The sequence below is a fragment of the Paenibacillus sp. 1001270B_150601_E10 genome, assembly GCF_015558675.1.
Taxonomy (GTDB): domain Bacteria; phylum Bacillota; class Bacilli; order Paenibacillales; family Paenibacillaceae; genus Paenibacillus_B.
On record NZ_JADMOL010000014.1, the window covers coordinates 42,462 to 57,246 of the forward strand.

The window sequence follows — 14,785 nt, forward strand, 5'->3', positions numbered from 1 at the left end:
AGGTTTATTATAAGGGATCTTGAAGGGCGGTTCTACTCTACATAAAAAAGATCGAGCCTAGAGCAAAGTGCTCCATGACTCGATCTCTCAAACTTTTATTTCATAATGCAGCCCTAATAGGTTCATTTCATTGCTTTCAGTGATGTTTATGACCTGCTTTGAAATTAATTCGAAGCTGCTACTTGTTGGCCTGCAATGCGGCCGAAAGTAAAGATATCGGCAATCGCGTTACCGCCTAGACGGTTAGCGCCATGGATAACCCCTGTTACCTCACCGGCTGCGTACAAGCCTGGAATCACTTCACCTTTTTCATTGAGGACGCGAGTCTTCTCATCGATGACTAAGCCACCCATTGTATGGTGAACGGATGGTACGGCCTTTTGAATGTAGTAAGGACCTTTTTCAAGGGATTTCAGACCAGCACGATGATGGAAATCAAGGTCATCGCCTGTTTTCGCATACTCATTTACTTTTTTAACCGTAGCTTTCAATGCTTCCACATCGATTTTGAAGAAATTCGCAGCATCCTCAAGTGTGTCAGCCTTATAGAGCAAGCCTTGCTTCACCAATTGATCATATTCATCCTTGTGCACTTCGATGGTCTTGCCGATATCTGCAATTTCTTGGTTCCACAATTGATACGTGTAACCGCCAGGTTGAGCAAGGATGCCTTTCGAGATGACGTCACGGCGCTCCAGCTCTTCCACGAAGCGTTTTCCTTCTTGGTTAACGAGGATCGCTCCGTCAAAGCGAGAGTCAGCCACCAGGGAGATAACCCCAGTTTCTGGGTTGCAGATTGGGTAAGTTTGAATATTCTCCATGTTGGTCAGCTTTGCACCGATGGTCTCAGCCATGACGATGCCGTCGCCTGTAGATCCCGGTGTATCGGTGGACATATATTTTTCATCCAACTCTGGATTATATTTTTTACGCATTTCGACATTGGAACCAAAACCGCCAGAAGCGATTACGACACCCTTGTTCGCATGGAAGGTAATCTTGTCGCCAGAACCAGCTGTAGCGGTAACGCCTGTTACTTTTCCTTGCTCGTTGGTAATGAGCGAGTCTGCCTTCATGTTGGTCTTGATCGTGATTTGATCAGCATCTGTCTTGGCTTTGAGCTTCGTGATCAATTCAGCACCCGTATGACCGACAGGAATCAAGGCACGCTTTCTAGAGTGTCCGCCAAATTGGAACAGATGGTCAGGAAGGAATTCTACCTTGATCTCATCACGCAGCCATTCTGCAGAAGCGAGTGCGTTGTCAGCCAAGATGCGAACCATCTCCGGAGAGCCAATATTGTCTCCGCCCTTCATCGTGTCTTCATAGAAGAGATCCGCTGTATCGTCAGTAATGCCGAGAGCACGTTGAACCCAGTTGTTAGGAGCATTCATCTCACCGCCGGAGATGAGTGTGTTGCCGCCTACAGTTGGCATTTTCTCCAGTAGAACAACGCTTGCTCCTGCTTTCTTGGCTTCAATCGCTGCACTGAATCCAGCACCGCCAGCACCGATGACGACAACGTCGTAGGTTTGCTCAGCCTCTTCCTTGTTTTTATCCGTGCTTGAAGCTGCGCCAGCTGCAGCCAGTGTGAGGCCGGACTTCGTGATGGCATCCTGAATCGCTTCCAGATAGCCTTTACTTGTTACTGTAGAACCGCTAATCGCATCGACATCTGCGCTGTTCGCTGTCATGACATCCTGCTTTAGCTGCGTATATACCGGCTCAGCGAGCACTTCATTTTCTTTTTGCTCCACAACTTTAATGTCTGCGATCTTGTTGTCCGCGAAGGATACCTCGACTTTGATATCCCCGTGCTTCCCTTGACCAAGGCCTTCTACGACCTTCGTGCCGCTAGCGTCAGTGGTGGCTGCATCTTTGCCGCCGCAGGCCGCCATGGTGAACATGAGGCTCAAGACCAACAGAATGGATAAGAGCTTTTTTGTGTGATTACGCATCATTTCTCCCAGATCTCCTTTAAACTTAATGGATAACATAAGCCTGTGAAAGATTTGCTAAGCAAATCCTTCACGAAAGGCCTAGACATGAATAGGGGCTTCATGTGAAAATATGCACAAGACCATTATAGGATTGATGAAGCCAGATGTATTTGCACATTCCAGTCTTTTTTTATCTTTTCCGGGCTTCATGAAAAAAAAGTGGCGAGGTTGATGGAGGCTTAGATGAGCAATGAAATCCATACAAAGTAAGACAGCGATATACGCGGGAGGCTGCTTCATGCTGCTGTTTCTGGCACTGCTTGTCGCGATATACATGGAAATGAACTACACTGTCGTTCCTTTGAACAAAAGCTTAACCCAGCAGGTGGTGAACGCAAGAAGCGACCAGATCAATGATTGGTTTACTCAGCGCATAGGCGAGATTGATATGCTTGCGTCTCTCGCATCGGATCATAAGTGGTCGAGAGATGAGCTGCTACAAGAAATTCGCAAATTAGAAGCGAAAAAGGGTGAGGAGTATGAGTCCATCCGCGTTGTTGACGCACAGGCTCATTCCTGGTCCGAGAAAGATCAGCCCTTCTCCATTCTCAATCGTCCTTATTATCAGCGCATGATGGATACAAAGGCTTCCTATGTGGTCAGCAATCCGATCTTTTCCAAGGCAAATGGGGTGGAGATCGTCGTTATTTTATATAAGGTCAGTCCCGCTGTGGATGACGAGGTTGTGTATATTGCGGCTGCGGTATCGATCGAGAAGGTGAAGGAGATTGCGCATGATATCTCTCTCTATGATCGCTCAGGCCAGCTCCTTATTGATTGTCGGGCTTTATCGAGCGAATCACCGAGTGAGCCAATGACACAACAAGCCTCTCGGAACGAGGGGATCAGCACGTTTGAGGCTCCTATTGATAGCGTGCACGGCTGGAAGCTGGTGCTGGAGGTGCCGAATTCGGAATTGTCGCTTGCGGTCGTGAAGACGCAGCGAACAGCGCTCTTGGTAGGCATCCTGATAGGCGGCGTATTTATTGTCTTGTTCATGCTGCTTGCGTCTTCCGTTATCCGGCCAATCCAATCCCTGCGGCGAGTAATGAAAAATGTGCAGAGCGGCGACAAAAATGTTCGTGCCGATGAATCACGCACGGATGAGATCGGAGATCTTGGCCGCAGCTTCAACGAAATGCTCGTTCAGATGTATCGTTCTGAGCAGGAGAAGAAGGAGATTGAGCTTAGGCTTGTTCACGAGCAGATTAAGCCTCACTTTTTATACAATACGCTAGATACGATTCAGTGGATGGCAAGGGATTACGGCGCGGACAATGTCGTGGAAATGGTAGAGGCGTTAAGCACCTATTTCCGGCTTGGCTTAGGTGCAGGAAGTCCATACATCTCCCTTGAGCAGGAGCTTTATCATGTGGAGAGCTACCTTCATATCCAATGTGTACGCTATGAGGAGATTCTCGATTATGAGCTCCACTGTGAAGAGGATCTGCTTGAGCACAAGGTTATTCGTTTTATGCTGCAGCCGCTTGTGGAGAATGCGATTTATCATGGGATTAAGCCATTAGGGGATCAAAAGTGCACCATTTCTATTTCTGCTCAGAAGGAAGAGCGGCAGGCAGTCATTCGAGTAGAGAACGATGGGGCTATGATTCCAGCAGATAAGCTTGAACAGATCAATCAAGCGCTGATTGAGGATAAGTACGATAGCTCCGCAACAGGCTTTGGCCTGTATAGTGTCAATCATCGGATTCGTCTAGCCTATGGCGAAGCATATGGGCTATCCGTAAGCAGCAGTGATGGCATCACGAGGATGATCATCGCAATTCCGTTGGAAGGGGAGTGGAATGGGGATGTGGAAGATCGTAATCGTTGATGATGAGAAGATCATTCGTAAAGGCCTAAGACAATTTATCGAGGAAAGCCCTTATCCATTTGAGGTGATAGGAGAAGCTAAAAGTGCCAATGAAGCATTGGAGCAGCTGGAGAATGCCCCTCCTCATGTTTGTCTGGTAGATATCAACATGCCGAATATGAATGGACTGGATATGATCAGTCTCATGAAAGAGCGGCATCCGTCGGTCGTCGTTGTCATTATCAGCGGCTATGATAATTTCGAATATGCACGTCAGGCGGTTCAGCTGCAGGCATTCGACTATGTGCTAAAGCCAGTGCCCAAGAGCGATCTCAATAAGCTTCTTGAGCGCTTGGATGAGCACTTACAGGTGAAATATCCTGATGATCTGCATACCAACAGAGAATTGGTGAAGGAGGGGGAGTCCAGCTATACAGGGGATGGGACAGTCCTCGTTCATAAGGTAACGGAGTATATTGATGATCACTACCAAGACCCCGAGATGTCCATAGGTCGGGTGGCTTCGATGTTTCATATTAATCCGACCTATCTAAGCAAGCGGATGAAGCAGGAGATCGGGCAATCCTTTTTGGATTATGTGACAGAGCTAAGAATCGCAAAGGCCAAGGAAATCTTAGACGATATCAACTTCAACATCAAGATTGGGGATTTGGCAGTCAAGGTAGGGTACAAAAGCCAATATTATTTTAGCCGGGTATTTAAAAATAGAGTGGGCTCAAGTCCGCTGGAGTATAAAAAGCATCAGTGAAGCCGTTCATAGGAGTAGGGCATATAGTGAGGTAGCTGTAGCTTGTGAGTTAATGCTTTTTGGTCAAAGCATAAAGATAACATTATAAAAATTAAACTCCTCCTTGTTCCCGGTGTACAACTAGCCTTCTATTAAAATGCGAGAGCTCCTGATTATTTTTATAAAAAGATATGTAATATTTACGAAAGATTCTTTGTACAATTTTTACGTATGCCTGTATGAGTGGAAGAACTCTATGAGCTTCGTCCCTATAGAGGTATTGCTTCACTGGGCGGCGAAAGATAAGAGAAAGGCAGCATGAATCTATGATGGAATGTCATGTTGGAAGCGAGACTCTCAATCATTACGACCATATGCGCTTCGGTAACATGATCGAATGACAAGGAGGTTTATTGCGATGACAGATCTTGATCGCCTTCATATGAGGCATATGCTCCCAGGATGGGTGCTAGGCATATTCGTAGGCGTATTCGCTGTGCTTATGGCTGCGATGATTCCGATGCAAGGCAAGCTAGGTTCAACTGCGCATGCCGCAGCGGGTCAGCTTAAGCCGCCTCACGAGGTAGAAGCGCTCGCAGGGAAAACGGTGAAAAAGGTCTATTTGACCTTTGATGATGGCCCAAGCACGCATACGAAGGCCGTGCTGGATATTTTAGAGAAGGAGAAGGTAAAGGGAACCTTCTTTGTGCTTGGCAAGCAGGTGAAGCAATATCCTGAGCTTACGAAGCGAATCGTAGATGAAGGACATGCGATTGGCAATCATTCTTATGATCATCAATACTCGGATTTGTATCGGGATTTCCGCAACTTCTGGTCTCAGATTCGCGAGTCGGGACAAGCGATTAAGAAGGCTATCGGCTACGAGCCTCAGCTTGTACGGGCTCCAGGTGGGACGTATTTGAATTTTGACCAGCAGTATTTCGATCTGCTGAAGCAAGCGGGGTATATCGTGCATGACTGGAACGTGGACAGCAATGATTCGAAGCGGGTCGGCGTGCCGGCGCGTGAGATTGTTCAGGGTGTGAAGTCAGGCGCGCTTAGCTCCTCGGTCGTCGTGCTGATGCATGATGGAGTCGGTCATGGAGAGACCGTAAAGGCACTGCCTGAAATTATTCAATATTATAAGAATAAGGGATATAGCTTCGAGGTGCTGACGCCAGAGATTGAACCTATTCAATTTCGTCTCGCGAGCCGAGATCGCTGGCATCGCACGCCTGTATCCAAGGCATGGATCGCAAGCCATGTTGCATCTGTACAGGTTACAGGAAAGCCAGAGGTCGCGAAGCAGCTCAACATATGGACTAATCGTGGAGAAGTGCGCTTTGCACCAGATCAATACCGTATAGTGGGTGGCACGACCTATGTGCCTGTACGCATGTTAGTGGAGAAGCTGGATGGCTCCGTAAGCTATGATGAGAGCAAGCACCAAGTTATCATTCAGATTGCAGGAGCAAAGTGGGGGATAGATGCGGCAGCAGGCAAGTCCGTCCTTTATAACGATGATGGCACGACAGCTACCCTTCCATGGAAAAGTGTAGAGTATAAGCAGCAGGTATATGTGCCCCTTCGGCAGGCACTTGAGGCTTCAAAGCTGTCATTGGTTCAATATGAGCTTATTCCTATGCAGGAAGCTTGAGCTATCGCGCGTATGAATACAAGGATTCCAAGTTGTTTATTACGTTGCAACTTTCATTGACTGTTTAATTATATTGTATTAAAATGGAAGAAAGCTTAGTTCCCGATAGACTTCGGGAAGCGGGGGAACCATTTCCTTGGGGCGCATCACTTTAGTGTGTAGGGAACCATCTTTCCCGAGCCCGTCAGCTAACCTCGTCAGCTCTAGATGGGTCGAACTTTGCATGTTGAATCATGATCGTGTTTAAGGGACCCGCAGCATCGGGTCCTTTTCTATTGTTATATGCGGGCCCGATCGATCAGGAATTTAGACAATGGTCTATATTGCTGATGTCGGGTCTTTTTGTATTTTATTACGAGGAATGGAGGAAACATGGATGCAGCCTAAGTACATTACGAACATCGACAAGATCTTGGAAATACCGGAGCAGGATCGCAATAAACTGAAAGCGATTACGGAGAAATTTGTGTTCAGAGTCAATGAGTACTACTTGAAGCTCATTGATTGGAATGATCCGATGGACCCGATCCGCAAGCTCGTGATTCCCAATGAGGGCGAGTTAATGGAGTATGGAAGATGGGATGCATCTGACGAGGACACCAATTATGCGGTCCCAGGCTGTCAGCATAAGTACAAGACGACAGCACTTCTTATGGTATCCGAGGTATGTGGAGCCTATTGCCGGTACTGCTTCCGCAAGCGCCTATTCCGCAATGATGTGAAGGAAGCGATGACTGACTTGGAGCCAGGCCTCACTTATATTGAGCAGCATCCCGAGATTAACAATGTTCTGTTGACAGGAGGAGACAGCTTAATTCTGGCAACACCGAAGCTGGAAATGATTTTTAAGCGGCTGCGTGCCATTAAGCATGTCAAAATTATTAGGCTCGGCTCGAAGATTCCAGTATTCAATCCGATGCGAATCTATGAAGATGAGGCACTCCTTTCCCTTATTCGAGAGCATTCAAGCGTGGATCAGAGAATCTATGTGATGGCCCATGTGAATCATCCACGAGAGATTACAAGAGAGGCTAAGCGCGGCTTCGATGCGCTCCATCAGGCAGGAGCCATTGTTGTCAATCAAACCCCTGTGTTGAAAGGGATTAATGATGATCCGAAGGTGCTGGCCGAGCTGCTTGATAAGCTGTCTTGGGCAGGTGTTACCCCGTATTACTTCTTCGTTAACCGCCCAGTGGCGGGCAATCGAGAGTTTGTGCTGACGCTTCAAGAAGTCTATCGGATTGTAGAAAAAGCCAAATCGATGACTTCAGGGCTTGGCAAGCGTGTCCGCCTCGCAATGAGCCATACCTCTGGCAAGATCGAGATTCTAGCGATAGAAGAAGGCAAAGCTTATCTGAAGTATCACCAGTCAAGAGACAATGAGTACGGCAAGTTTATGGTTTTGGACTGCCCGAGAGAGGCAGCGTGGTTTGATGATCTGATTGGCAGTGAGCAGGTGTGGAAGAAGCCTGAGAAGCGAAGAGCAGACATTATATCTGTGAATGAGCTCCCTGATCTGCCTCGAAAAAAGGTAAGAAGCTATTAAAATCATCTATTTTCATCAATGTTTGAAGGATTCATAGGTTTATTCTCTATTTATTTGGGCGAGACTATTTCATAGGGCGGCCCGGGGATCGGTTCAAGTGACGTGCTAGATACGCGCGGGAATCGACCTCCGGGTCTTTTTCTGTTTTTGGAAGACATGCAAAGTGAAACGGCTTGAAATGGATTGATAGAAAGAGCTTAATTCGCTTTTTATCAATAGAGTCGTAGAGTGGCGAGATGTCTGATCAAGACTCGCGGTGCATGTGGAAAGGACAGAGGCCCAGGTTGATAGGAGAGCTTCTGAAATCATCCGTATGAACCGTTCATAGATAAACGTTATTACGCTCAAATAAAGGAGGCCTATGAAAACGACATGGAACAAGATCAAGCCTTGAAGATGGAAAGATGGACGACTGCTTTTGCTTCCTATGGCTGGGAGCAAATGCAGGATAAGCTGAATCAACGGGTTATTGGGAAAAAGGAGACGATTCGTCTCGCATGCTTGACGATGCTCGCAGGAGGGCATTTGCTGCTTGAAGATGTGCCTGGCGTAGGCAAGACGCTGCTCGCAAGAAGCCTCGCACAGATTGCGGACAGCTCTTTTCGCCGCATCCAGATGACGCCGGATATGATGCCGGCTGATATTACAGGCAGCATGGTTCTGCATCCATCCACCGGGGAGCTTCGCTATAGCGAGGGCCCCCTGCAGGCTCACGTTGTCTTGGTTGACGAATTAAACCGGGCTTCGTCGAGAACACAAGCGGCATTGCTGGAGGCGATGGAGGAGCGCTCGGTAACGGTGGATGGCGTTACTAGGGCGCTGCCCAAGCCTTTTATGGTCATTGCGACGCAGAATCCCTTTGTGTTTGAAGGCACGTACCGATTGCCTGAAGCGGAGCTTGATCGGTTCATGATGAAGCTGTCCATAGGCTATCCTGAGGTTCATGCCGAAGCCGATATGCTTGTTCGTGAGCAATCGAAAGGAGAGATAGAGCGGATTCAAAGACCGGTCTTGACGACGGAAGAGTGGTCTTTGCTTATTCAGCGTAGACGCTCCATTCACGTCGATGCCGTCCTATGCCGCTATATTTCCGAGCTTGTACAAGCAACTAGACGCCATGATCAGGTCGAGCTTGGTGTAAGTCCTCGGGGCTCAGTAGCGTTAATGCAAGCCGCTCAGGCACAGGCTTTAGTAAGCGGTCGAAGCTATGTCATCCCAGAGGACATCAAAGCGCTTGCCGTCCATGTGCTTGCTCACCGATTGGTGCTTCGCTCCTCTCAGCATATGACGGCAGAGGACGTTATTCAAGAGGTTGTACATCAGATCTCCGTACCGAGCTTCTCGAAGGAGGCGCGAGTTTCACAGGAGAGAGTAAAGCCTCATGACATCCTATATTCGCGTACGCGAATGGGATCGGAAACACAAGCGGTTCGAGCTTGGCTGCCTCCTCGTGAGACGGGAGAATGGGAGGTTTCTGTACGGAACCCTGGTGGGGATTCGCAGGAATCGCTTAAGCAGGATTCGGATATAGACACATCTTCCAAGCATCAGGTATCACCTCGCAGGCGCTCGAAAGAAGGCGGCTCGTGGTTTAGAGGGCTGTTCCGATGAAGGTCAAGCGTTTAGGCATGAGTACTCTTCTTATTCGAATCGTCTTTACAGTGGCAATTGGCAGCTCCTTGTTTGTATATGGCGGCATGGAGCGCCATGCAGCCCTAGCTTTTATCGGCGGGCTGGCATTAGGATATGCCAGCTACGGAATTCGGATCGCTATGATGCCGCTTCAGGGAATACGTACAACACGAGAGATCATTGCCGATAACCACGGCCCTTTTTATTCACAGCTTCGCTGGCAAACGAACTTGACGATGAGAAAGGGCTCGTCGGTCATGATTCGGCTCGAAGAGAGCTGGAGAATCGAGGGGAGCGCAGACAGTATTGCGAGCAGCATTCGAGTGTGCTGGCCTGGGCTAAAACGAAAGGCTTCCTGCATACATGAGCTGGAGTTCCCTATAAGAGGGCGATATACGCTGGAATCCATCGAGATGACAGTTGGAGACCTGTGGGGTTGGTTTCAGATGTCTATCACTCAGCCCGTTACGGGAAAAGACAAGCTTCAGGCGTATGTGCTGCCTTCAACAGCCTATTGGGACGAGGCTTCCATGTGGAGTCAGCAAGGAATGTCGGTGACGACAGTCGGATCTCCATCAGAGACTAGGGGATCCGTATCGGGGCTGTTATCAAGTGAGCTGCGTCCCTATCAACTGGGAGATTCCCATCGCAGTATTCACTGGCGCTATTATGCCAAGCATCGCGAGCTGGCCGTACGAGCAAGAAGCATAGAAGAGCAGCCTGAATCCACCTTCGTCCTCGATGATTTGTCCATTGTAAATGGGAAAGATGCGGAGCAACTGGAACAATTGCTTGATCGAGCAGCCTACGAATGCTGCTTGGCATGGAGAGCAGAACGTGCAGTACGGCTTCTATTTGTAAGCTCGGAGGTGCTCAGTCAAGGGCAGCAGGAAATTGCCGAGCGCATTGTTCTTTTTAGTGAGTCCAGTGAACAGAAGCTTCAGGCGGAGGCTTTGGAAAAGGGCTCTTGCTCGCATGGGAAAGGCTTGGGTCTTGCCCCACAAGTAAAGGGCAGTGAAGTTACGGTACTCAGCAGTAGAAATAAAGCTTGGCACATCAATGATCTGCCAGGTTGGCTGCATGAGGTAAGAATAAAAGACTGGAGGACCATTGCCCCTGTCTCGCCTTCACAGCCTGATCAGGCATTGATGCGGAAGATCAAGACGAAAGGAAGCGTCATGAGCAAGCAAGGAGGTAGACCGAATGTCCCTTCATCTGGAATCTAAGCGTAAAGAAAATAAAAGAACGCTCGTGCAGTTGAAGCCCCGTTCAGCCATCGAAAACAAACAGGCTTTTATAGAGAGTCATCTTGCAGTGTGGAAGCGACTTGGCTGCAGTCTGCTCTTGTTTGGCTTGTTTACCGAGTGGCTGCATCCTTTGGCCGAGCTCCAAGGATATACTGATCTTCAACAGCTCTATCCATTGTCTCTTACGATCTTGAGCAGCCTCTTGATCGGCGTATGGGTCCAATCGGCCTTTTGGAGAAATGGCTTAAAGCTTGGTGTCGTCTTGTTTATGACGATTTGGGTGTTTGGCAATGTGGCTGTAGATTGGCCGGAGAGGCTCGGAGTAATATCCTTTCTTCACACGAATCTTGAGATTCTGCTTCAAGGAAGCTCTCGATTCGTGCTTGCTGTCGAGCAGGACCTCCGTCATGTTATTCAGGGAATAACGGAGGGAGAGTGGCTGCTTGCAAGCGGGGAAGTCCGTACATTCCTGCTGCTCGCTGTAGTGATGGTGCTTGCATCGCTGGTCCAGTCTTTAATGCTTGCGAATCACAGTGTGCTGCTCTTTTGTGCAGCAACGGGGATTTACCTGCTTTTCTTGCAGGCGGCAATAGGCATTGATACCTCTATAGGCCTTGTTCGAGCTGTAGCGTGGAGCGCTGCATTGGTGGCTTGGGTTCGTATGTTATCGGTAAGTGAGCAGGATGATCATCTTGCGCAGAGGGCTTGGCCGACTCGCTGGTGGCTGTTAACAATCGGAACGAGTGCTGCCATTATTGTGCTGTTTGCAGGCTGGAATCAGCTGTACAGCTGGGAGAAGCCGCGAACTTGGCCTGAGATGAACGCATGGATCGAGGAGCGTCTAACCGGCGCAGCACCTTCCCGCTCTTCGAGCAGCACTATCGAACAAGCGCTGGCTTTTCAGCAGCCGCAGGCCGAGCTTGCGAAGCAATCCGCCACAATCGGCAAGACGGGATACGGAGAGAATGATGAACAGCTTGGAGCTCCGCTGGCGGAGGATCATCGTATTTTGTTTACGGCTGTATCCCCAGAGCCTACGTATTGGAAGCTGGAAGTAAAGAGTGATTATACGGGTAAAGGCTGGGCCTCGCCGGAGCAGCCTGCAGAGTGGGTCCATGCCGCGGGATCGTTGCTTACAAAGAATGAACAAAGTGGTGAGGACGAGCAGTTACAGGGCTGGTCATCTCCATTCACGCAATCGATCGCGATTCCCCGTTATGACGGGCAATTTCCGCTTGCTTTTGGAGGCAGACCCGAACGTTTGACGGACTGGGAAGACAATGAGGAGCTGCCAGATTCGTTACGGTTGAAATACGAGGCAGCATATGAACGTTACCGTCTAGCAGAGAACCCATTGTATGCAGGGGATGATGATACATTCACTTACTCGTATCAAACGAGAACTTGGAATGGGAAGAGTCTACCATCAAATGGTGATGCCGGTGAGGCTTCTACACGCAATTTGGCCGTTCCCAAGGAGCTCTTGCAGACCTATACGGCTTTGCCAGACTCGCTTCCAGATCGGGTTAGGACACTGACAAAGGACATTACGGCGAATGCAGCATCAACCTTAGATAAAGCATCCGCGATACAGGCTTTCCTGCAGCAGAACTATGCTTATACGAAGGTCGAGACGCGAGTGCCTAGAGCGGAAGCAGACTTTGTCGATGCGTTCTTGTTTGAGCAGAAGCAGGGCTATTGCGTTCACTTCTCCACCGCGATGGCGGTCATGTTAAGAACGCAAGGTATTCCGACGCGCTGGGTCAAAGGATTCGCGCCAGGCGAGAGCAGCGCTCCCGGCCAATATACGATTCGCGCATCCGATGCTCATGCTTGGGTGGAGGTCTATGAGCCCAGCATGGGGTGGATTCCATTTGAGGCGACACCTGCTTCTGGTGTAGGTTCCACACGGTCTTTATCCCAATCGGCTGAGGGAGCTTCATCAGAAGCCAGCGGCATCCTGAATGAGAAAGGCGGGCAGCAACAGCTGCTGGAAGGGGCAGATGTGGTTCAGCCGTCTTCAAGTGAAGCGCCTAAGCAAGAAGTTGAAGCAAGGAAGCTAGAGGAGCTGAACGTCCATCCTCTTTCGAAAAATGGAGGGATGACAACCATGTTAAGACAATGGGGGCAGGAAACGATTCAAAAGCTTCAACAGACGGGGACGCGTGTCTACGAATACGCGATTTCGCTGGCTGACCAATGGAGTAAGGAACGGGAGTGGCTTTCAGCCTATTCGGAATGGCAGCAGATTCTCGAAATAATCGGGTTAGGAGAGGCTAGAGGGCAATCTCTGAATATGGCTCAAGCCTATCCTTTGCATTTGATTCTGCTTACAGCAGCCGTCTTGCTTCTTCTCATGATCGTCATTATCGTTTTGCATCGCTGGGTACGTCGAAAGCTGCCATTTTGGCGGATGAACCGCCTCATCCATGCGCAGAAGCATCACTATGAGCAGGGGCGGGTACAGCAGATGGGAGAGTTGGCGTGGAGACTTATTGAGCGCAAATATGGATCGCGGCCTCGCTATATGACGCTGGAAGAGTACTCGCGTCAGTTGTCTGATGCTGGACTAACGAAGGAGCAGTCGCTTGCTTTACAGCAGTTTGCGGAGGACTGCCAGATGCTCCTTTTTGCAAGACATCAAGGGGATCGCATCGTTCGCAAGCGTTTCTTGGACGGCTGTCTCCGTGTGTTAAGCTGGGCAAAGAGCAAGGACCACAAGCTTTCGCATTAAAGGCTCATGTTGGCACGTCAATACATGCAAGTTCCTGGCTCACGATAAAAAGGCTCCCCTCAAGAATAAGGAGGGGAGCTTATAATGTTAGAGGGAGCTTGGTGAGACCTGCCTTTATTATTCTAATCACGCCATGCAAGCACATGAGGACTTTTTTTAAGTTGAGGCTAGAGTGAAACAGACTTGGGAGGGCGGTTAAGAAGTATGAGCGTTTTATTTTGTATTCTAGTCTCCTTATGCTTACAGAAATAGGCGCATTCTAGTCAAAACATGTTCTCTTTATCTCACCTACTAGTTTTTTATAATCTTTTATAATCTCTGTTCCGAACGGTGCCTAGCTTCAATTAAGATCTATTTGACTTGCTTAAGAATGCTATTGATAGCGTTAATGACGATATCCGGACGATAAAGATTGATTTCATGAGCAGAGTCTTTCGTGAGAATGAATCTGCCCTTCGTAGATTGTTTAGCTAGCTGTGCTTGGAGCTCGTGCCAGCGGGAATCTACACCGGCGTCAATATATTTCAGCGCTTCTAAATCTTCTTCAGGAGAATAAGGCATAATTTGCTTCTGAGCAGATAGAACAACGAGTGGAAGCTTCTTCAATGAAGATCTGAATGAAAAAGCTTGGTTGGTTGAAGCACGCACATCATCGAAACTGCCCAGACCCATTTGTTCTGCAGCATTAAAAGCTGGAATGTATTCATTAACTACGTAGTCATGATCGAAGTAAGGAAGAAGAATATCCTTTTCATAAGTATCCACAGTACCATCTACACTTACAATGCCAGCGACTTCGTCAGGGTATAGTCCCTGGAATACACGAACATAATTGCCGCCCATGGAATGACCCACTAGAATATATGGCTTAGGAACCTTTAATTGTTCCAATACGTTATGAAGCTCTGTTGCGATTCCAATCGCATCTCGTTTAGAATCTTTAGGTGTTGGATCACTCTTTCCTAAAGAAGAACGATCATAAGAAACCGTAAGGGTTTGCTGGGCAATAACGGGCTGCACATAGCGCCAAGCCGTTGAATCCTGTCCAAACCCCGCCTCAAAAACAACAGTAGGTCTATTTTTATAGGTTTCACCTTGGATGTTGGCATATATTTTATGCGTTCCAAGATCAGTGTATGTTTCTACTAATTTGATCGGAGCGGGTGGTTTCACAATATTTGGATTATTTACTTCAGGATAATCATCAAATGGATTTGTAGCGGCAAATGTTGATGTTGTGAAAGAAATAATAGAGATCATAGCTGCTAAAAGAAAAGCAAGCGGTTTCTTCATGTTGTGGATAACCTCCGAATAAGTTAATTAGAACTTGTTCGGCAGAGCTATAAAAGATTGTTCAACTCGCCCCCTCAATGCGAATAACAATAAAGCAGATATCCTAGACCACCCT

At 48.3% G+C, this 14,785-nt stretch carries 9 protein-coding genes and 1 riboswitch; of the genes, 7 read left to right on the plus strand and 2 right to left on the minus strand.

Annotated features, from left to right (window positions below; genetic code table 11):
* Positions 1–164: 164 nt before the first annotated feature.
* Entirely contained in the window at positions 165–1,961 is a 1,797-nt protein-coding gene (locus I2H74_RS21365; protein ID WP_195576273.1) for a flavocytochrome c, read from the minus strand.
* A 277-nt stretch (positions 1,962–2,238) separates the two neighbouring features.
* Between I2H74_RS21365 and I2H74_RS21370 the strand changes: the two genes are divergently transcribed.
* From I2H74_RS21370 to I2H74_RS21400, 7 genes are all read left to right on the plus strand, one after another.
* Positions 2,239–3,834, plus strand: a complete 1,596-nt coding sequence (locus I2H74_RS21370; RefSeq protein ID WP_229106921.1) for a histidine kinase — start codon at positions 2,239–2,241, stop codon at positions 3,832–3,834.
* Positions 3,812–4,582, plus strand: a complete 771-nt coding sequence (locus I2H74_RS21375) for a response regulator transcription factor (protein WP_195576275.1) — start codon at positions 3,812–3,814, stop codon at positions 4,580–4,582. The genes I2H74_RS21370 and I2H74_RS21375 overlap by 23 nt, the downstream gene beginning before the upstream one ends.
* 397 nt (positions 4,583–4,979) lie before the next feature.
* A complete protein-coding gene (locus I2H74_RS21380; RefSeq protein WP_195576276.1) occupies positions 4,980–6,218 on the plus strand; it encodes a polysaccharide deacetylase in 1,239 nt (412 codons plus the stop codon).
* A gap of 82 nt (positions 6,219–6,300) precedes the next feature.
* Positions 6,301–6,437, plus strand: a riboswitch (cyclic di-AMP (ydaO/yuaA leader).
* A gap of 157 nt (positions 6,438–6,594) precedes the next feature.
* Positions 6,595–7,764, plus strand: a complete 1,170-nt coding sequence (locus tag I2H74_RS21385) for a KamA family radical SAM protein (RefSeq protein ID WP_195576277.1) — start codon at positions 6,595–6,597, stop codon at positions 7,762–7,764.
* A 372-nt stretch (positions 7,765–8,136) separates the two neighbouring features.
* Positions 8,137–9,375 carry an AAA family ATPase gene (locus I2H74_RS21390; RefSeq protein WP_195576278.1) on the plus strand — a complete coding sequence of 413 codons (1,239 nt, stop codon included), beginning with the start codon at positions 8,137–8,139 and terminating at the stop codon, positions 9,373–9,375.
* Positions 9,372–10,622, plus strand: a complete 1,251-nt coding sequence (locus I2H74_RS21395) for a DUF58 domain-containing protein (protein ID WP_195576279.1) — start codon at positions 9,372–9,374, stop codon at positions 10,620–10,622. Before I2H74_RS21390 ends, I2H74_RS21395 begins: the two co-directional genes overlap by 4 nt.
* A complete protein-coding gene (locus tag I2H74_RS21400; protein ID WP_195576280.1) occupies positions 10,600–13,377 on the plus strand; it encodes a transglutaminase-like domain-containing protein in 2,778 nt (925 codons plus the stop codon). Before I2H74_RS21395 ends, I2H74_RS21400 begins: the two co-directional genes overlap by 23 nt.
* Before the next feature lie 351 nt (positions 13,378–13,728).
* Here the strand turns inward: I2H74_RS21400 and I2H74_RS21405 are convergent, their stop codons facing one another.
* Entirely contained in the window at positions 13,729–14,670 is a 942-nt protein-coding gene (locus I2H74_RS21405; protein WP_195576281.1) for an alpha/beta fold hydrolase, read from the minus strand.
* Positions 14,671–14,785 lie beyond the last annotated feature (115 nt).

Excerpts from the sequence above, each read along its gene's own strand:
- I2H74_RS21365 (WP_195576273.1), bottom strand. The coding sequence starts at position 1,961 with ATGATGCGTAATCACACAAAAAAGCTCTTATCCATTCTGTTGGTCTTG.
- I2H74_RS21400 (WP_195576280.1), top strand. The coding sequence starts at position 10,600 with ATGTCCCTTCATCTGGAATCTAAGCGTAAAGAAAATAAAAGAACGCTC.
- I2H74_RS21380 (WP_195576276.1), top strand. The coding sequence starts at position 4,980 with ATGACAGATCTTGATCGCCTTCATATGAGGCATATGCTCCCAGGATGG.
- I2H74_RS21375 (WP_195576275.1), top strand. The coding sequence starts at position 3,812 with ATGTGGAAGATCGTAATCGTTGATGATGAGAAGATCATTCGTAAAGGC.
- I2H74_RS21405 (WP_195576281.1), bottom strand. The coding sequence starts at position 14,670 with ATGAAGAAACCGCTTGCTTTTCTTTTAGCAGCTATGATCTCTATTATT.
- I2H74_RS21390 (WP_195576278.1), top strand. The coding sequence starts at position 8,137 with ATGGAACAAGATCAAGCCTTGAAGATGGAAAGATGGACGACTGCTTTT.
- I2H74_RS21370 (WP_229106921.1), top strand. The coding sequence starts at position 2,239 with ATGCTGCTGTTTCTGGCACTGCTTGTCGCGATATACATGGAAATGAAC.
- I2H74_RS21385 (WP_195576277.1), top strand. The coding sequence starts at position 6,595 with ATGCAGCCTAAGTACATTACGAACATCGACAAGATCTTGGAAATACCG.
- I2H74_RS21395 (WP_195576279.1), top strand. The coding sequence starts at position 9,372 with ATGAAGGTCAAGCGTTTAGGCATGAGTACTCTTCTTATTCGAATCGTC.